The organism is Nocardiopsis alkaliphila YIM 80379, from assembly GCF_000341005.1.
In the GTDB taxonomy this organism is placed as follows: Bacteria; Actinomycetota; Actinomycetes; order Streptosporangiales; family Streptosporangiaceae; genus Nocardiopsis; species Nocardiopsis alkaliphila.
In genome coordinates this window covers 38,719-56,865 of sequence record NZ_ANBD01000130.1, presented here as the reverse complement: position 1 = coordinate 56,865, position 18,147 = coordinate 38,719, and the positions used below count along the sequence as shown (strand labels likewise).

Genomic DNA, 18,147 nt, shown 5'->3' with positions numbered 1-18,147 from the left:
GGTGGGCGGGGATGGGCTCAGCCGCCCTCGTAGGGCTCGGCGGTCAGAAGGCCGGCCTTGACCTCGCGCAGGGCGATGGACAGGGACTTCTCCTGGACCTGGGTCTCCACCAGCGGGCCGACGTACTCCAGTAGGCCTTCGCCCAGCTGGGCGTAGTAGGCGTTGATCTGGCGGGCTCGCTTGGAGGCCATGGTGACCAGGCTGTACTTGCTGTCCACCAGCTCCAGCAGGTCATCGATCGGTGGATTGGTGATGCCTTCGGCGACGGGCTCGGTACCAGCCACTTCGTTACCCCCCAGGGACGGTCTCCGGCTCGTCGAAAAGCCGTGACGTTGGTTGATGGGACGGTTCTCGGGCCCGGGTGGGCGCCGCCACCGGTTCCGGTGCGGCCGCTATCACACCTTGGGCGCGTTCATCAACGCTAGCAGCTCGTCGCACACGTCCTGTACGGACGTGTTGACCAGAGTGGTGTCGAATTCCTTCTCCGCGGCGAGCTCGACCTTGGCCACCTCCAGCCTGCGCCGGATGACCTCCTCGCTCTCGGTGCCACGACCGGTGAGCCTGCGTACCAACTCCTCCCAGGAGGGCGGGGCGAGGAATACGTGCAGGGCATCGGCCATGGTCTCGCGGACCTGACGGGCGCCCTGGAGCTCGATCTCGAGCAGAACGGGGATTCCGGCTTCGAGGCGTTCTTGGACGGGGCGGCGGGGGGTGCCGTAGCGGTTGCCCGCGAACCGAGCCCATTCCAGCAGTTCGTCCTCCGCGATCAGCCGGTCGAACTCCTCGTCGGTGACGAAGTGGTATTGGACTCCGTCGCGCTCCCCCGGACGGGGCTCGCGCGTGGTGACCGAGACCGACAACCACACGTCGGGGTCGACCTCGCGTAGGTGCGCGACGACCGTGCTCTTTCCCACGCCGGAGGGGCCGGATAGGACTGTCAGCCGTTTGGCGGCGGGGCGAGAGGAGTCTGCGTTCTGCGCAGGCATGTGGGATCTGGCTTCCATGTACGGGCGCGGAAAGATCCCTTTATATCACCGGGCCGCGGTGCGACGGACAAGGTGTGACCTGGGGCCCACCCGTTCTCCGCCGACCGCGACCTCGGGTCATGCTCTCACCGTGAGACCCCACCGGGTGCGGGGGCTCGTCGCGCGTCTGTGGGGGACGCGACGCCCGGTATACGGCGTTTTCGCCGGTGTTGCGGTGTTACTTGGTGAGGTCGCCGAACTCGCTCTCCAGGGCGGCACGCTGGTTGGTGCCCAGGCCCCGGACACGGCGCGACTCGGCGATGTTGAGCCGCTCCATGATCTGCTTCGCACGGACCTTGCCGACGCCGGGGAGGGATTCGAGCAGAGCCGAAACCTTCATCTTGCCGATGACGTCGTCCTTGAGCCCGTTGGAGAGCACCTCGGACAGCGAGATTCCGCCGTTCTTCAGTTTGTTCTTAACCTCAGCGCGCTCTTTTCTGGCCTTGGCGGCCTTCTCGAGAGCCGCGCTTCGCTGCTCGGGTGTGAGGGGAGGAAGGGCCACGCCGGGTCACCTCGGATTTCTACTCGTTTGTAGAGGGCGGACGCCTGCGCAAGTTAGTAGGTCCGACCCCTGTTAGGCAACGTAAAGGGGCCTTTCAAGGGCTATTTCATTGAAGGAACTACGCACGGTGACCGAAGCATTGCGGTAAGAGACGAAAGTCAGGACCTTGGTCACGATTGCGGAGCAAGGAAGCCATCCCACCAGCACAGGTCACACAGTGGTGACCCGACTCACTCTTCGCCACTATTCGGCAATTTAGGACACGCCATTTAGCTACCGCCCACGGTCCGCAACTGTGCGTGATGGATTGGATGCGACACATGAGCCCAAGGTGATCCGGTCCCAGACCGCCCATCGCAGCGCACGGACATCGCATCCGCCCTCACGGCTTCAGACACGGGCCCCGGCGCGCCGAACGGCCGCCGCGATGGAGGCCGCCGCCGCACCGGGGTCCGCGGCACGGGTGATCGGGCGACCGATGACAAGAAGGTCCGCCCCTGCCCCGATCGCCTCCTCCGGGGTCGCGACCCGGGTCTGGTCACCCTTGTCCACTCCGGCCGGGCGCACACCCGGGGTGATCAGGGTGATGTCCGGGCCCACCTCTGCGCGAAGCAACGCCACCTCCTGGGGTGAGCACACCAGTGCGCGCGCTCCGGCGCCCACCGCGAGCACCGCCAGGCGCCGCACCGCGTCCCGTGCCGGACCGAGCAGCCCCACCTGCTCCAGGTCCGTCTCGCTCATGGAGGTGAGCACCGTCACCGCCGCGATCCGTGTGTCCGGCGCGGCCTCAACCGCGGCTCGGACCATGTCCGCCCCCCCGCTCGCGTGCACGGTCAGGATCGAGGGCCGCAACCCCGCGACCGAGCGCGCCGCACCGGCGACGGTGGCCGGGATGTCATGGAGCTTCAGGTCGAGGAAGATCCCGAGGTCGTCGGCCCCGCGTACGGCGCCGACGACCTCGGGGCCGTAGCGCGAGTACAGCTCCAAGCCCACCTTCACGGTGCTCACGTGCGGCGCCACGGCCGAGGCCCAGCCGGCCGCCGTCTCGATGTCACCTGCGTCGATCGCGACGGCGATGGGCGCGGAAGGCGCGGTCATGTCGGTCTCTCCAATCGTGTGCCCCGGCCGAACGTCCGGGGGCGGCATTCGCCGCCGTTCTTGCGAACGTGCTTACGAATGCACATCCACTGTCATGTGCACACCGTCAAGGTGTGCGATTCCCCGGATCGAGCACTTCATGCGCCCGACCCACGTCACTTCCCCGTAACGGCCACCCAAACGGACGCAGGCGGGCGTTCCCCATGGATCCGAGCCCGCATGCCCGGCGCGCCCGTTCGGGCACACAGAGCCATCTCAAGGCCGTTCAGGCCGGTCAGAGCCTTACCGGTCGGTGACTCCCAGATCACGCGCCGGTGCGGTGCGCGGCCCCCACGATCTCGGAGACCCGAGCCACGCCCCGCGCCTCCAGCACCTCGGTGAACTCGCGCAGGACGCGTGTGCACGCCGAGGGGTCGGCGAAGTTCGTCGTCCCCACTCCCACCGCGCTCGCCCCGGCGGCCATGAACTCCAGGACGTCCGTACCACTGCGCACACCGCCCACACCCACGATGGGCACCTCGGGCAGGGCCTCGTGGACCCGGTACACACAGCCCACCGCCAAGGGACGGATCGCCGGGCCGGAGAGTCCTCCCATGCCCCCGGCCACCGCCGGGCGCAACGTTCGCGCGTCCACGCTCATCCCCCGCAGGGTGTTGATCATGGTCAGTCCGTCCGCCCGGGCTCCGACACATGCCTCGGCCAGCTTCACCACGTCCGGCACGTCGACCGCGAGCTTGGCCAGTACCGGCACGTTCGAGCGGGCGTGCGAGCGCACCGTCCGCACCACCGCGGCCGCCTGCGCGGGGTCGTCGGCGAAATGCCGCCCGGAGGGGTCCGCGGGATCGGGGCAGGACAGGTTGACCTCGATGGCGTCCACGCCCTCGGCCGCCGACACCTGCCGAGCCAGTTCACCGAACTCGCCCACGGTCGCGCCCGCTATGGACACGATCGCGCGGGCGCCCCTGGAGAGCAGCCACGGTAGGTCCCGTTGGAGGAAGACCTCCACACCCGGTCCCTGTAGGCCCGTGGTGCTGAGCATCCCGCTGGGGGTCTCCGCCATGCGCGGGGCGGGGCGCCCCGCTCTCGGTTCCAACATCACCGACTTGGTCGTGACGGCGCCGATCTCCGCCACGTCGAAGAATCGCGCCAACTCCCGTCCCGACCCCGCGCACCCGGCGGCGGTCACCACGGGGTTCGGAAGCCTCAGGGGCCCCAACCTGGTTCTGAGATCTGCGTTCACGTGCCTTCGCTCGTTCATGGCCGGCCGGGCTCCGTGGGCCCGGAATCCTCGGTGCGTGGTCATCCTCGGTGCGAGGGTCGCCGGGGGTCTCAGGCGATGTCGCGGGTCGGCTCCGTGGCGCGGGCGGCGCTCGACCCCTTCCATCCGGGCGCCCCCAATGCGTCGAACGGGATGGTCCCCACGTCGTCGAAGCGCACCTGTTCACCACGAAAGACCGGACCGTCCACGCAGGAACGCACCATTCGCGTGACTCCGTCCTCCCCCACCACCGGGATCACGCAGGTCATGCAGATGCCGATCCCACAAGCCATGGTCTCCTCGACCGCGACCTGCACGGGGATACCGTGGTTGCCGGCCACCTGGGTGACGGCGCGCAGCATCGGCATGGGACCGCAGGCGTACACCGCGTCGGAACGAGCCTCTTCGATCACCCGGCCCAGGACGTCGGTGACCCGGCCTCGGGTCCCGAAGGAACCGTCGTCGGTGGTGAACCGGGCGGTCTCGGCGATCCGCCGAGCCGTGATCGCGCTGAACACGCGGTCGGCGGAGGCAGCGCCCAGCACGAAGTCGACCCGGCAGCCGCGTCTGCGCAGCGATTGGGCCAATGGGAACAAGGGGGCACCGCCCGAGCCACCGCCCACCAGGACGCAGTTGACCGGGTCCCGGGGCAGTGGGAAGGGGCGGCCCAGCGGCCCGACCACGTCGAGCAGGTCACGTGACCTCCGCTCCGCCAACCACGCGGTCCCCACGCCACGCACCGAGAAGAGGAACTCGACGGTTCCGCCGTAGTCGGGTTTGACGTCGTGGACCGCGAAAGGACGGCGTAGAAGGGTGCTGGAGTGTTCACCGCCCACCGCCACCGAGACGAACTGTCCGGAACGGAACCGCTCGGCTATGCCCGGCGCGACGACGGTGATGGCGTAGTAGGCGTCCACCCTGCGCACGTTCAGCACGGGACACCTGATCTGCACCGGTCCGTTGTCGCTCATTTGTCCTGACAGCCTCTCTAGCCTGGTGCGATGCGCTCCGGGCATCGCGGAGAGGTCCGCGACGCCCGGACGACGCCTGTTCCGAATACCGGAAGCGGGTGGAGACCCCACCGGCACCCGAACGTACCGCTACAGCCTAGGAGCCCTGGCGACTCACCGTGAGCGCCTGAGCGTGCTCCTGCAGGGAGCGCACCCCCACCTCGCCGCGTACACGAGCCTCGATCGCCTGCACCGCGGCCGCCAGACCCTGCACGGTCGTCACGCTGGGAACGGCCCGCACGATGGCCGCGGTTCGGATCTCGTACCCGTCCAGCCGAGGTCCGGCCTGGCCGGCGCTACCGAACGGGGTGTTGACGATCAAGTCGACTTCGCCATCGTGGATGAGCTGCACGATGGTGCGCTCACCGTCCGGGCCGGGGCCGTCACTGTGCTTGCGCACCACGGTGGCGCGTACGCCGTTGCGACGTAGCACGACGGCGGTGCCCTCGGTGGCCAGGATCTCCAGGCCGAGGTCGGCCAAGCGCTTGACCGGGAAGATCATCGAACGCTTGTCCCGGTTGGCCACCGAGACGAACACCTTGCCCTCGGTGGGAACGGCGCTGTTGACCGCCAGTTGGGACTTGGCGAAGGCCGCCCCGAACTCGACGTCCAGACCCATGACCTCGCCGGTGGAGCGCATCTCCGGGCCGAGGATGGTGTCGACCCCTTCACCATGTTTGTCGATGAACCGGTTGAACGGCAGCACCGCCTCCTTGACCGAGACCGGGGCGTCCGCCGGCAGGTCGCCGCCGTCGCCCTTGGCCGGCAGCATGCCTTCGGCGCGCAGTTCGGCGATGGTGCTACCGGCCATGACCCGGGCGGCGGCCTTGGCCAGTGGTACGGCGGTCGCCTTGGACACGAACGGCACGGTGCGGGAGGCACGCGGGTTCGCCTCCAAGACGTTGAGGACGCCCGAGGCGAGCGCGTACTGGACGTTGAGCAGGCCCCGCACCCCGGTACCGCGAGCGATGGCCTCGGTGGAGTAGCGGATGCGCTCGATGTCCTCGCTGCCCAGGGTGATGGAGGGCAGGGTGCACGCAGAGTCGCCGGAGTGGATACCGGCCTCCTCGATGTGTTCCATGACCCCGCCCAGGTACAGGTCGTGGCCGTCGTAGAGGGCGTCGACGTCGATCTCGATGGCGTCGTCGAGGAAGCGGTCGATCAAGACCGGGTGCTCGGGGCTGACCTCGGCGTTGCGCTCGATGTAGTCGGCGAGCATCGCCTCGCTGTAGACGATCTCCATGCCTCGCCCGCCCAGGACGTAGGAGGGGCGGACCATGACCGGGTAGCCGATCTCGTCCGCGGCGGCCTTGGCCTGATCGAAGGAGTAGGCGGTGCCGTACTTGGGCGCGGGCAACCCGGCCGCCTCCAGGACCTTGCCGAACTCACCGCGATCCTCGGCCAGGTCGATGGCCTCAGGGCTGGTGCCGATGATGGGCACCCCGGCGTCCTTGAGACGACGGGCCAGGCCCAGCGGGGTCTGGCCACCCAGTTGGACGATGACGCCGACGACCGGTCCGGCCGCCTGCTCGGCGCGTACGACCTCCAGGACGTCCTCCAGGGTGAGCGGCTCGAAGTAGAGCCGGTCGCTGGTGTCGTAGTCGGTGGAGACCGTCTCGGGGTTGCAGTTGACCATGACGGTCTCGAACCCGGCCTCGGAGAGGGCGAAGGAGGCGTGGACGCAGGAGTAGTCGAACTCCACGCCCTGACCGATGCGGTTGGGGCCCGAGCCCAAGATGATGATCTTGGGCTTGTCCCCGGTGGGGACCTCGGTCTCCTCGTCGTAGCTGGAGTACAGGTACGGGGTGCGGGCCTCGAACTCGGCTGCACAGGTGTCCACCGTCAGGTAGACGGGGTGGACCCCCAAGGCGTGACGGAGTTCGCGGACGACGTCCTCGGACTTGCCGGTGATCTCACCGATCTGGGCGTCGGAGAAGCCAAGACCCTTGGCCTGGCGCAGCAACGACTCGTCGAGCTTGGGGGCGGCGGCCATGGCCCGGGCCGCCTCCTCCAGACGCGACATCTGGTCCAAGAACCATGGGTCGATCTTGGTGGACTCGTGCAGTTCCTGGACGGTGGCCCCGGCGCGCAGGGCCTGCTGGACCTGGCGCAGGCGGTGTTCGGTGGGTCGAGCGGCCAGACGCACGAGTTCGTCCTTGTCGCCGGGCTCACCGGCCCAGGTCAGGCCCACCCCGGACTTCTCCAGTGAGCGCATGGCCTTTTGGAGCGCTTCGGGGAAGGAGCGGCCGATCGCCATGGCCTCGCCCACCGACTTCATGGTGGTGGTCAGGCCGGCGTCGGCTCCGGGGAACTTCTCGAAGGCGAAGCGGGGCGCCTTGACCACGACGTAGTCGAGCGTGGGCTCGAAGCTGGCCGGGGTCTGCCTGGTGATGTCGTTGGGGATCTCGTCCAGCGTGTAGCCGACGGCGAGCTTGGCGGCGATCTTGGCGATCGGGAAACCGGTGGCCTTGGAGGCCAGCGCCGAGGATCGGGACACGCGGGGGTTCATCTCGATGACGATGATTCGACCGGTCCGGGGGTGGACGGCGAACTGGATGTTGCAGCCACCGGTGTCCACGCCGACCTCGCGGATGACCGCGATACCGATGTCGCGGAGTTCCTGGTACTCGCGGTCGGTCAAGGTCATGGCCGGAGCGACGGTGATGGAGTCACCGGTGTGCACGCCCATGGGGTCGAGGTTCTCGATGGAGCAGACGACCACCACGTTGTCGTTGGCGTCGCGCATCAGCTCCAGCTCGTACTCCTTCCAGCCGAGGATGGACTCCTCCAGGAGCACCTCGGTGGTCGGCGAGAGCGCCAGTCCCTGGCCCGCGATGCGGCGCAGTTCGTTCTCGTCGTGGGCGAAGCCGGAGCCGGCGCCGCCCATGGTGAAGGAGGGGCGGACCACGACCGGGTAGTTCAGTTCTTCGGCGGCGTCCAGGCACTCCTGGAGGGTGTGGCAGATACGCGAACGGGCGGACTCGCCGCCGATGCGCTCGACGATGCCCTTGAAGGTCTCACGGTCCTCACCGGCCTGGATGGCGTCGATGTTGGCACCGATGAGCTCGACGTCGTACTTGGCCAGGATCCCGGCCTCGTCCAGGGCGACGGCGGCGTTGAGCGCGGTCTGTCCGCCCAGGGTGGGCAGGAGCGCGTCGGGGCGTTCCTTGGCGATGATCTTCTCGATCATCTCGGTGGTGATCGGTTCGACGTAGGTGGCGTCGGCGATCTCGGGGTCCGTCATGATCGTGGCCGGGTTGGAGTTGACCAGGACGACCCGCAGGCCCTCGGCCTTGAGGACCCGGCAGGCCTGGGTTCCCGAGTAGTCGAACTCGGCCGCCTGCCCGATCACGATCGGGCCGGAGCCGATCACGAGGACGGATGAAATGTCACTACGGCGCGGCATGCTCTGTACCTCTTACTACTTGGCAGCCGGAGCGGGCTGGGCGGACATCAGGTCGACGAACTCGTCGAAGAGACCGGCGGCGTCGTGGGGGCCTGCTGCGGCCTCCGGGTGGAACTGGACGCTGAACGCGGGACGGTCCAGCAACCGCAAGCCCTCGACGACCTGGTCGTTGAGGCCGATGTGGCTGACCTCGGCCCGGCCGTAGGGGGTGTCGAACGGGGCGTCGAGTGGGGCGTCCACCGCGAACCCGTGGTTCTGGCTGGTGATCGCCACCTTCTTGGTACGGGTGTCGATGACCGGTTGGTTGGCCCCCCGGTGACCGAAGGGCAGCTTGTAGGTGCCCAGGCCCAGGGAGCGTCCCAGGATCTGGTTGCCGAAGCAGATACCGAAGAGCGGGACGCCGGCGTCCAGAACGCCGCGCATGGCCGCCACGGGACCGTCTGCGGTGGCGGGGTCGCCGGGACCGTTGCTGAAGAAGACACCGTCCGGGTCCAAGGCGAGGATGTCCTCGGCGGTGGCGGAGGCCGGCAGCACGGTGACCCGACAACCACGTTCGGTCAGCCGCTGGGGTGTCATGGACTTGATGCCCAGGTCGACGGCGACCACGTGGTGGCGAGCCTGGACACCCTCCGGCGGCAGGATCTCGTAGGCGGTGTCGGTGCTGACCTCCCCGGCCAAATCGGCACCGGCCATGGAGGGCTGTTCGAGGACGCGGGCGAGCAACGTCTTCGGGTCGGTTCCGACGCTGCTGATCGCCGCGCGCATGGCGCCCTTGTCACGCAGGTGGCGGGTGAGGGCGCGGGTGCCGGTCAGCGCGATGCCGACCACGTTCTGGCGGCGCATCTCCTGGTCCAGGGCGCCCTTGGAGCGCCAACTGGAGGTGATACGAGAGGGCTCGCGGACCACGAAGCCGGCGACCCAGATGCGAGTGGATTCGGGGTCGTCGTCGTTGACCCCGGTGTTACCGACGTGCGGGGCGGTCATCACCACGATCTGGCGGTGGTAGGAGGGATCGGTAAGGGTCTCCTGGTAACCGGTCATGCCGGTGTTGAAGACGGCCTCACCGAAGGTTTCACCGACGGCTCCGAAGGATCGGCCGTGGAACACGCGGCCGTCCTCGAGCACCAGAATCGCCGGTCCGCCGATCTCCTCGGACACGTTCGCCCCCTCTGTCGTGCCAGGTCCGGCCTGGGCTTGGAAACTCACTTGATCTTCCCTTCCAGGACGGTCGGGACGCCGCGCAGGAACGTGGCGATGATCCGGCCGGGCAGGGTCATGCCCCGGAAGGGGGTGTTGCCGCTCTTACCGACCATGGCCGCGCCGTCGACCTCGACGGGCGCGGCGGGGTCGTACAGGACGATGTTGGCGGGCTCGCCGACGGCGAGGTCACGGCCGTGACCGTCGACCCGACCGATACGGGCGGGCGCGGCGGACATGCGATCGGTGACCTGTTCCCAGGTGAGCAGACCGGTCTCGACCATGGTCTTGTGGACCACTCCCAGCGCGGTCTCCAAGCCGATCATGCCCATCGCGGCGGTGGACCATTCGGTCTCCTTGGCCTCCACCGGATGGGGGGCGTGGTCGGTGGCGACGATGTCGATGGTGCCGTCCGCCAGGCCCTCTCGCAGTGCCTGGACGTCCTCGGCGGTGCGTAGCGGCGGATTGACCTTGTAGACGGGGTCGTAGCTCTCCACCAGGTCGTCGGTGAGGATCAGGTGATGGGGAGTGACCTCGGCGGTGACGTCGCAGCCGCGCTCCTTGGCCCAGCGGATGATGTCGACCGAACCCTTGGTGGAGACGTGACACACGTGCAGGCGCGAGCCGACGTGCTGGGCGAGCAGACAGTCGCGGGCGATGATCGCCTCTTCGGCGACCGCGGGCCAGCCGGGCAGGCCGAGACGGTCGGAGACGCGACCCTCGTTCATCTGGGCGCCCTCGGTCAGGCGCGGCTCCTGGGCGTGCTGAGCGATGACGCCGTCGAAGGCCTTGACGTACTCCAGGGCGCGGCGCATGAGCAGAGCGTCCGAGACGCAGACGCCGTCGTCGGAGAAGACCCGCACCTTCGCGGCGGAGTCGGCCATGGCTCCGATCTCGGAGAGCCGCTCGCCGGCCAGACCGACGGTGACGGCGCCGACCGGACGCACGTCGCAGTACCCGGCCTCGTTGCCCAGGCGCCAGACCTGCTCGACCACGCCGGCGGTGTCGGCGACGGGGTCGGTGTTGGCCATGGCGTGCACGGCGGTGTAGCCGCCCATGGCGGCGGCACGGGAACCGGAGGCCACGGTCTCGGCGTCCTCACGACCGGGTTCGCGCAGGTGGGTGTGCAGGTCCACCAGGCCGGGCAGGGCGATCAGGCCATCGGCGGCCACGATCCGGGTTCCCTGGGCAGCCGGCAGGTCGGCTCCGATCGCGGTGATGGTGCCGTCCTCGAACAGCAGGTCGACGGGGTCGCCACCGAGCGGGCGGGCACCTCGGATCAGGTACGGTCCGTGGTTTTCGGGCATGGATATGTCGGCTTTCTCGTGTTCGTGAAGTTCGTGAGCGGTGGCGGGGGCCCGCGTGCGTGGTGACGCGTTCGGACACCCTCGCCGCTAGGAGCCGCCGAGCAGCAGGTAGAGCACGGCCATGCGCAGGCTGACACCATTGGCGACCTGCTCGGTGACGGTGCAGCGGGGAGAGTCGGCGACCTCGGCGGAGATCTCCATACCGCGCACCATCGGGCCAGGGTGCATGACGATGGCGTCGGCCGGCATCCGCCCCAGGCGCTCACCATCGAGGCCGTAGTTGCGGCTGTACTCGCGCACCGAGGGGAAGAAGGAATCGCGCATACGTTCCGCCTGGACGCGCAGCATCATCACCACGTCGGCCTTGGGCAGCACCTCGTCGAGGTCGTAGGAGACCTCGCAGGGCCAGGTGTACACCGAGACCGGCAGCAGCGTGGGCGGGGCGACCAGGGTCACCTGCGCGCCCAAGGTGGTGAGCAGCAGGACGTTGGAACGGGCGACCCGACTGTGCAGGATGTCGCCGACCACGGCCACGCGCAACCCTTCGAGCCGTCCCAGCCGAGACCGCATGGTGAAGGCGTCCAACAGGGCCTGGGTCGGGTGTTCGTGGGTGCCGTCCCCGGCGTTGAGGACGGAGCCGTCCACCCAGCCGGCCAGGCGGTGGGGGGCTCCGGAGGCACTGTGGCGGATGACCACGCCATCGGCGCCCATGGCCTGGAGGGTGAGGGCGGTGTCCTTGAGGCTCTCGCCCTTGGAGACGCTGGAGCCTTTGGCGGAGAAGTTGATGACGTCGGCCGACAGGCGCTTGGCGGCCAGTTCGAAGGACGTACGGGTTCGGGTGGAGTCCTCGTAGAAGAGGTTGACCACGGTGCGTCCGCGCAAGGTGGGGAGCTTCTTGACGGAGCGGTCCCCCACCTGGGCGAGTTCGGTGGCGGTGTCCAGGATGAGCGTGGCCTCGTCACGACTGAGGTCGCCGGTGGAGAGCAGATGACGCATCAGAGGTCCCCTTCCGTGGTCTCGGAGCCCTGGAGGGAGTCGGGGTACTGAAGGGCACCGGGCCGAAGGCCACCTTTGAGGACGGTGGAGGGAGACGGACCGGAGGGACCGAGGAGGACGGCGTCGAGACCGTCGGTCTCCTCCACCTGGACGGTGACGCTCTCGCGCAGGGAGGTGGGCAGGTTCTTGCCCACGTAGTCGGCGCGTATGGGTAGTTCACGGTGACCTCGATCGACCAGGACCGCGAGCTGGACGGCGCGCGGGCGGCCCAGGTCGCCGAGGGCGTCCAAGGCGGCGCGGACGGTACGTCCGGAGAAGAGCACGTCGTCGACCAGGACGACGACACGGTCATCGAGTCCACCGACGGGTATCTCGGTCTTACCGAGAGCACGCGCGGGGGCCAGCCTCAGGTCGTCCCGGTACATGGTGATGTCGAGGGAGCCGGTCGGAACGTCGAGGTCCTCGACCCGCTCGATCCGCCGAGCCAGGCGTCGGGCGAGGGGAACGCCACGCGAGGGAATACCCAAGAGGGTGACGTCGTGGGCGCCCTTGGTGCGTTCGAGCACCTCGTGCGCGATCCGGGTCAGCGCCCGATTGATCTCGTTGCCGTCGAGGACGGCCCTGGTGCCTTCGGGCGTCTTGGACGCCCGAGCATCGCTCTCATCGTCGTCACGCGGCGGTTTTCGCGCATGCAAATTAGTGACCCCTTCCCTGCCTCACAGAACAGGTCGTTAAAGGATGTCGATCAGGCACACGCTACCAGCGGCAACGGCGTCCCTCACGGGCACCCCTCGACCCCTGGGATCATGTATGTGATGCTCATCACATAAAACGCCACAAGTTGCCCATCTGGGGGTATCCATTTCATAACCCTCCGTATTCACCCATAGTTCGCGCGACATGCGAAATTCCTTACAGGAACGGGCTTTTCACCCAACTGGGACGCCCCCTTCGTCCTACCCGGCCCACAAATGAGAGGCGTCTCACCTATGCACGGTTTGGCCACTGATTAGTCGCGTTTCGTCCCAACAGCTTGACCTGGGCGCCACCCCCCTCTACCGTCACTGTCTGTAACCAATACCGGGTGGGGTTGCACCCCGTGACCATCCGCTGGACCGCCCAGGCGGCCCGCCGAGTACGAGCGGACGTCTCCCCCACTCAACGCCAGCCACCGTCACGGCCGGGAGCGACAAGAAGATGCCATCCGAATACGCCAAGTCCCTCGGTGCGCGACTGCGTGCCATCCGCACCCAGCAGGCCCTGTCCCTGCACGGGGTAGAGGAGAAGTCCCACGGACGCTGGAAGGCCGTCGTGGTGGGTTCCTACGAGCGCGGCGACCGCGCCGTCACCGTTCAGAAGCTGGCCGAGCTGGCCGACTTCTACGGGGTGCCGATGTCGGAGCTGCTGCCCGGCGGTGCCGCGCCCACCCCGCTGGGCCCCACGCCCAAGCTGGTCATCGACCTGGAGCGCATGCAGCAATTGCCACAGGAGAAGGCGGGGCCGCTCTCTCGCTACGTGGCCACCATCCAGAGCCAGCGGGGTGACTACAACGGGCGAGTGCTGTCCATCCGCCAGGAGGACCTGCGCTCACTCGCGGTCATCTACGACAAGTCTCCGGGCGACCTCACCGAGGAACTCATCAACTGGGGCGTCCTCGACCCCGAGGCCCGCCGCGCCGTCGACGCCTTCTGACCCGCTCACGCGACCAAGCCGGTCCGACACGTGGAAGCCGGATGCCTCCCCATTCGCGGAAGGCATCCGGCTTCGTGCCGTTCGAAGCCGTGACCGCACACATGAGCAGACCGCCATTCGGGAAGGCCGGGCACGCGACGAGGTCGGGCAAGGGCTTCCCCTCCCCGGCCCGACCTCGCACTCGCCCACCGAGCACACTCGGACGGAGCCATCGAACCTGTGTTCGATGAAATCCAGTTAACACCCCCGCGGTCGGAGCGTCAAGGAGGCTCGGAGCGGCCGTTGCTTCCGAGGAGTCCAGGCGGAAAGTCGCCTCCACCACCTAACCTGGTCACGTGGCAGTCGACACCGAGTTGCACGAACTCGCCTCCCCCGCCTTCACCCACGCCATCCCGGCGCTCTTGGAGGTGTACGAGGCCGCCATGCGACCACCACCCGGCCAATTGCCGGGACGGTCCGCCGTCATGCGAGGCCACGCCCTCCAGCCGGGCTTTCGCTGCGTGGTGGCCACGCGCGATGATCATGCCGTGGGCTTCGCCTACGCCCTCCATGGGGTCGAGGGCCAATGGTGGCACGACGTGGTCACCGAGGGTATGCGCGCTCGGGGACGGCGGGGACACCTGCGCCGCTACCTGACCGACCCCCTGGAGATCGCCGAGGTGCACGTCCACCCCGACGCCCAGAACCAGGGGATCGGCCGTCGCATGCTGTATCTGCTGTGCGCCGACCGCCCCGAACGCACGGCGGTACTGTCCACGCGCTCGGGCCCCTCACCCGCGCGCCACCTCTATCGCTCCTGCGGTTTCATCGAACTGTTGGACCCGTTCTTCTTCCCGGGGAGTCCGGAACAACCCTTCTCGATCATGGCCGCGCGGCTGCCCCTGCCCGCTCGCGGACAGGAGCGATCTCGCGGTAGATCTCCCTGGTGGCCGTGGACTGGTTGAAGGTGATGAAGTGGATACCCGGCGCACCCTCGGCCAGCAGCCGCTCGCACATGTGCCGGGCGTGGTCGATCCCGAACTCTCGCACGGCCTCGGCGTCCTCACCCAGACGCTCGAAGCGTTCGGCCAGCTCCCGGGGGAACGGAGCGCCCGAGAGTTGCTCCGAGCGGGGGATGGAGGCCATCTTCACCACCGGGAACACCTCGGGAATGATGGGCACCTCGCAGCCGCGGGCGGCGACCCGATCGCGTAGACGCAGGTAGTCCTCGACGTCGAAGAACATCTGGGTGATGGCGTAGTCGGCACCGGCCTCGCACTTGCGCACGAAGAAGTCGGTGTCGGCCTCGACGTCGGTCGAGCGCGGATGCTTGTAGGGGAAGGCCGCCACGCCCACGGAGAAGTCTCCGCTCTCCTTGAGCAGACGGACCAGGTCCTCGGCGTAGGTCAATCCTTCCGGATGGCGGACCCACTCACCGTCCGGATCACCGGGCGGGTCACCTCGTACGGCGAGCATGTTGGAGACACCCGCGTCGGACAGGCGACCGATGAGGTGGCGCAACTCGGCGACGGAGTGGTCGACCAGCGTCATGTGGGCGACCGGTAGCAGGGTGGTGTCGGTCGCGATGCGTTCGGTGGTCTCCACCGTTAGATCGCGAGTGCCGCCACCGGCGCCGTAGGTGACGGAGACGAAGGAGGGGCCGAGCGCCTCGATCTCCCGAATGGCCCGCCATAGTCGCTCCTGGGACCGGGCGTTGCGGGGCGGGAAGAACTCGAAGGAGAACAACGGCTCGCCCGAGTCGAGCAGGTCTCGGATATGGCGCGGCCTGGGGGCCGGGCTTCGGGGCGCCACAGGGCGGGTCGGTGCAGCGAGCATGTGTCCACCCTAGGCCAGACCTTCCTCCTCGCGGACTCCCCATCCCACGTTTCGAGATACTTACTTTTCCCACCGTCTCACGTACCACCATGCGAGACGCCTTCGGATCTTCGCGAAGTGCTACAGAGGACATATTCCATGCACGAAATCCTTACAGACACGCAGGTCGCCTCGACTGATAGACGCTCCCCCTGCTCCCCCCACCCTTCCCTTGCTGTCCATATTCTGGACCGGGAGGGTTCCAGTGTTGGGACGGATCAACGACGTGCGACAGCCGAGCCAACGGGCCCGTACCCCCTCTGACAGGGGCTAACCTGCTGGGTATGGCCCCTTCTACTGCCTCTTCAGCCGTGTCCGTCATCCGCTCCGCCGTGGACCGCGAACTGTTCGACTTTTGTGCCGACCACCGCGAGCGCCTGTTGGAGGTCGGGACCGAACTGGCCCCCGCGATGGACGCCTTGGAGGCGATCGTCTCCGGAGGCAAGCGCCTGCGCCCGACCTTCACCTACTGGGGGTGGTGCGGTGCGGGCGGCGACGAGAAGGACGAACGGATCGTCCGGGCCGCGTCCTCCCTGGAGTTCCTCCAGGCCTGCGCGCTGATCCATGACGACGTGATCGACAACAGCGACACCCGACGCGGTCTACCCGCCACCCACAAGCGCATGGCGGGCTTGCACGCCGAGCACGGGTGGGGCGGTGACAGCGACGGGTTCGGCCGAGGTGCCGCGATCCTCCTCGGGGACTTGTGCCTGGCCTGGTCCGATGAGATGTACCAGGCCAGTGGGTTCGCCCCACAGACGCTCCAGGACGGGCGCGTGCCCTTCAACGCGATGCGCACCGAGGTCATGGCCGGGCAGTACCTGGACACCCTGGAGCAGGTGCGCGGCTCCGCCGGTCGTGAGGCCGCCCTACGGGTGATGCGTTACAAGTCCGCCAAGTACACGGTGGAGCGTCCGCTCCACCTGGGGGCCGCTCTGGCCGGCCGATACGAGGAACTCGCCGGGGTCTACACCGACTACGGGATCCCGTTGGGGATCGCCTTCCAGTTGCGTGACGACGTGCTGGGGGTGTTCGGCGACCCCTCCACCACGGGCAAGCCCACCGGCGACGACCTGCGCGAGGGCAAGCGCACCCTGGTGGTGGCCGAGACTCTGGCCCGCTCCGGAGCGGCCGACGCCGAGCGTTTTCGTTCGCTGCTGGGCGCGCCCGACCTATCGGTGTCCTCGGTGGAGTGGATGTGCTCCCTGATCGAGTCCAGTGGCGCCCTGGCCGCCTGCGAGGCCCTGATCTCCGAGTACGCCGAACGAGCGCACGTCGCCCTGGAAAGCCCGGCGCTGGACGCCGAGGCACGCGGTCCGCTGGGCGATCTGGTGGTCGCCGCGACCCGGCGTTCCCACTGAGCGCACGGCCCACCAAGAGCCTTCACCCCCCGCCCCCAGGAGCGCCCTGAGAGGGCGGGGGTCCTTTCGGGGCGACCCTCGGTTGTGCCGTTCATCCGTTCCAGGTTGAATCCAAGCTCACGATAGATCTCGAGAACGAGGGGCTTGCACCATGGCCGGGAACACATCGATCCGCGGATCGGCGCCCCCCGACGGACGCGCGCTCGCACCCGACCTCGCCCGTGGCTTCATGCTGCTGTTCATCGCCCTGGCCAACACGGTCTGGTACCTGTGGGCCGTACCGGACTCGGGCGTCACCGTACATCCCGCTCCCGAGGGCGTCCTGGACACGGCGACCCAGTTCTTCACGGTGCTGGCCGTGGACATGCGCAGCTACCCCATGTTCGCGTTCCTGTTCGGTTACGGCATGGTGCAACTGGCCCGACGACAACAGGCGACCGGGGCGAGCGTCGAGGAGACGAAGGCACTGCTGCGGCGCCGCAACCTGTGGCTGATCGTCTTCGGTTTCTTCCACGCCCTCTTGCTGTGGATGGGCGACATCCTGGCCGCCTACGGCCTGGCCGGGCTGTTCCTGGGGTGGCTCTTCCTCTGGCGGCGGGACCTCACATCGCTGGTGTGGGGCTTGGTCCTGACCGGGCTGATCGGCCTTTTGGCGGTCTTCGGTCTGCTGGCGTTGCCCTTCCTCGCCGGGGTCTCGGTCGACGACGGTGGTTTCGGCACGGGCGAGCTCGCAGCCAACCTCGAAGAGACCTCCGTGGTGGCCGCGGCCCTGGGCCGGATCTCGACCTGGCCCTTGATCGTGATCGGTCAGGGTCTGTTCGGACTGGCGGTTCCCGCCGCGATCCTGTTCGGGTTCTGGGCGGCACACCGACGCTTCCTCGAGGAGCCGGGACGGCGTCTGAAGGCGCTCGGATGGATCGCGGCCGTGGGTGTCACCGTCGGTTGGCTGGGCGGGCTCCCCTTGGCCCTACAGCAGGTGGGTGTGCTGGGCCTGGACCCGATGCAGGCGCAGATGTTGACCATGCCGCACATGCTCACCGGCCTGTTCTGCGGGCTCGGCTACATCGCCTTGATCTCCCTGATCGCCCATAGGATCCAGGAACGCGGTCGTGCCTCGATGGTGGTGAGCGCACTGAGCGCCACCGGCAAACGCTCTTTGAGCGCCTACCTGGCCCAGTCCGTGCTGTGCGCGCCGATCCTGGCCGCCTGGGGGCTGGGGCTGGGCGCCCACCTGACCTCGTGGTCGATGTTCCTGTTCGCCATCGGGGTGTGGCTGACCACCGTGCTGGCCTCCTACGCCCTGGAGCGCGCGGGACGACGTGGCCCGGCCGAGGTCCTGCTGCGCAAGTGCGCCTACCGGCGCACGGACCGGCCCGCCGTCGTCTCCCCCCGGGAGGGCGCGGAACCGGGCTCACCAAGAGAAGACCACTGACTGGCCGGA

General features: G+C 68.2%; 16 protein-coding genes. 4 read left to right on the top strand and 12 right to left on the bottom strand.

Going from position 1 to position 18,147, the window contains the following annotated elements; genetic code table 11:
• Positions 1-17: 17 nt before the first annotated feature.
• From rpoZ to pyrR, 11 genes are all read right to left on the bottom strand, one after another.
• Positions 18-284 (bottom strand): DNA-directed RNA polymerase subunit omega, encoded by a 267-nt coding sequence (gene rpoZ / locus D472_RS0118615; RefSeq protein ID WP_017605980.1) that lies wholly within the window; start codon positions 282-284, stop codon positions 18-20.
• A gap of 111 nt (positions 285-395) precedes the next feature.
• Positions 396-986 carry a guanylate kinase gene (gene gmk, locus D472_RS0118610; protein ID WP_026117845.1) on the bottom strand — a complete coding sequence of 197 codons (591 nt, stop codon included), beginning with the start codon at positions 984-986 and terminating at the stop codon, positions 396-398.
• A 217-nt stretch (positions 987-1,203) separates the two neighbouring features.
• Complete coding sequence (gene mihF, locus D472_RS0118605; RefSeq protein WP_017546565.1) at positions 1,204-1,527, bottom strand: integration host factor, actinobacterial type; 324 nt, start codon at positions 1,525-1,527, stop codon at positions 1,204-1,206.
• A 390-nt stretch (positions 1,528-1,917) separates the two neighbouring features.
• Positions 1,918-2,625, bottom strand: a complete 708-nt coding sequence (gene pyrF / locus D472_RS0118600) for an orotidine-5'-phosphate decarboxylase (protein WP_017605978.1) — start codon at positions 2,623-2,625, stop codon at positions 1,918-1,920.
• Positions 2,626-2,929: 304 nt separating this feature from the next.
• Positions 2,930-3,865, bottom strand: a complete 936-nt coding sequence (locus tag D472_RS0118595) for a dihydroorotate dehydrogenase (protein WP_026117844.1) — start codon at positions 3,863-3,865, stop codon at positions 2,930-2,932.
• 89 nt (positions 3,866-3,954) lie between these two features.
• A complete protein-coding gene (locus D472_RS0118590) occupies positions 3,955-4,854 on the bottom strand; it encodes a dihydroorotate dehydrogenase electron transfer subunit (RefSeq protein ID WP_017605976.1) in 900 nt (299 codons plus the stop codon).
• 136 nt (positions 4,855-4,990) lie between these two features.
• A complete protein-coding gene (gene carB / locus D472_RS0118585) occupies positions 4,991-8,299 on the bottom strand; it encodes a carbamoyl-phosphate synthase large subunit (protein ID WP_017605975.1) in 3,309 nt (1,102 codons plus the stop codon).
• Between the two features lie 15 nt (positions 8,300-8,314).
• Positions 8,315-9,457 (bottom strand): glutamine-hydrolyzing carbamoyl-phosphate synthase small subunit, encoded by a 1,143-nt coding sequence (gene carA, locus D472_RS0118580; RefSeq protein WP_026117843.1) that lies wholly within the window; start codon positions 9,455-9,457, stop codon positions 8,315-8,317.
• Positions 9,458-9,501: 44 nt separating this feature from the next.
• Entirely contained in the window at positions 9,502-10,803 is a 1,302-nt protein-coding gene (locus tag D472_RS0118575; protein WP_017605973.1) for a dihydroorotase, read from the bottom strand.
• A gap of 87 nt (positions 10,804-10,890) precedes the next feature.
• The gene (locus D472_RS0118570; protein WP_017605972.1) at positions 10,891-11,799 is read right to left on the bottom strand and encodes an aspartate carbamoyltransferase catalytic subunit; all 909 of its coding nucleotides are present in this window, start codon (positions 11,797-11,799) and stop codon (positions 10,891-10,893) included.
• Positions 11,799-12,494: a bifunctional pyr operon transcriptional regulator/uracil phosphoribosyltransferase PyrR gene (pyrR, locus tag D472_RS0118565; RefSeq protein ID WP_017605971.1), complete on the bottom strand. Its 696-nt coding sequence runs from the start codon at positions 12,492-12,494 to the stop codon at positions 11,799-11,801. Before pyrR ends, D472_RS0118570 begins: the two co-directional genes overlap by 1 nt.
• Positions 12,495-12,996: 502 nt before the next feature.
• Here pyrR and bldD point away from each other — a divergent pair.
• Entirely contained in the window at positions 12,997-13,491 is a 495-nt protein-coding gene (bldD, locus tag D472_RS0118560; protein WP_017605970.1) for a transcriptional regulator BldD, read from the top strand.
• 335 nt (positions 13,492-13,826) lie between these two features.
• Positions 13,827-14,435, top strand: a complete 609-nt coding sequence (locus D472_RS27735) for a GNAT family N-acetyltransferase (RefSeq protein ID WP_193373490.1) — start codon at positions 13,827-13,829, stop codon at positions 14,433-14,435.
• On the opposite strand, the gene metF is transcribed toward D472_RS27735, so the two are convergent.
• Entirely contained in the window at positions 14,353-15,282 is a 930-nt protein-coding gene (metF, locus tag D472_RS0118550) for a methylenetetrahydrofolate reductase [NAD(P)H] (protein WP_017605968.1), read from the bottom strand. The two genes, D472_RS27735 and metF, sit on opposite strands and share 83 nt — an antisense overlap.
• A gap of 347 nt (positions 15,283-15,629) precedes the next feature.
• On the opposite strand from metF, the gene D472_RS0118545 reads away from it, so the two are divergent.
• Positions 15,630-16,706 carry a polyprenyl synthetase family protein gene (locus D472_RS0118545; protein WP_026117842.1) on the top strand — a complete coding sequence of 359 codons (1,077 nt, stop codon included), beginning with the start codon at positions 15,630-15,632 and terminating at the stop codon, positions 16,704-16,706.
• A 151-nt stretch (positions 16,707-16,857) separates the two neighbouring features.
• A complete protein-coding gene (locus D472_RS26875) occupies positions 16,858-18,138 on the top strand; it encodes a DUF418 domain-containing protein (protein WP_017605966.1) in 1,281 nt (426 codons plus the stop codon).
• The last annotated feature ends 9 nt before the right edge of the window (positions 18,139-18,147 follow it).

Coding starts and splice junctions, on each gene's coding strand:
- gmk (WP_026117845.1), bottom strand. CDS start 986: ATGCCTGCGCAGAACGCAGACTCCTCTCGCCCCGCCGCCAAACGGCTG.
- D472_RS0118570 (WP_017605972.1), bottom strand. CDS start 11,799: ATGCGTCATCTGCTCTCCACCGGCGACCTCAGTCGTGACGAGGCCACG.
- carB (WP_017605975.1), bottom strand. CDS start 8,299: ATGCCGCGCCGTAGTGACATTTCATCCGTCCTCGTGATCGGCTCCGGC.
- D472_RS0118545 (WP_026117842.1), top strand. CDS start 15,630: ATGGCCCCTTCTACTGCCTCTTCAGCCGTGTCCGTCATCCGCTCCGCC.
- D472_RS26875 (WP_017605966.1), top strand. CDS start 16,858: ATGGCCGGGAACACATCGATCCGCGGATCGGCGCCCCCCGACGGACGC.
- D472_RS0118590 (WP_017605976.1), bottom strand. CDS start 4,854: ATGAGCGACAACGGACCGGTGCAGATCAGGTGTCCCGTGCTGAACGTG.
- D472_RS0118575 (WP_017605973.1), bottom strand. CDS start 10,803: ATGCCCGAAAACCACGGACCGTACCTGATCCGAGGTGCCCGCCCGCTC.
- bldD (WP_017605970.1), top strand. CDS start 12,997: ATGCCATCCGAATACGCCAAGTCCCTCGGTGCGCGACTGCGTGCCATC.
- pyrF (WP_017605978.1), bottom strand. CDS start 2,625: ATGACCGCGCCTTCCGCGCCCATCGCCGTCGCGATCGACGCAGGTGAC.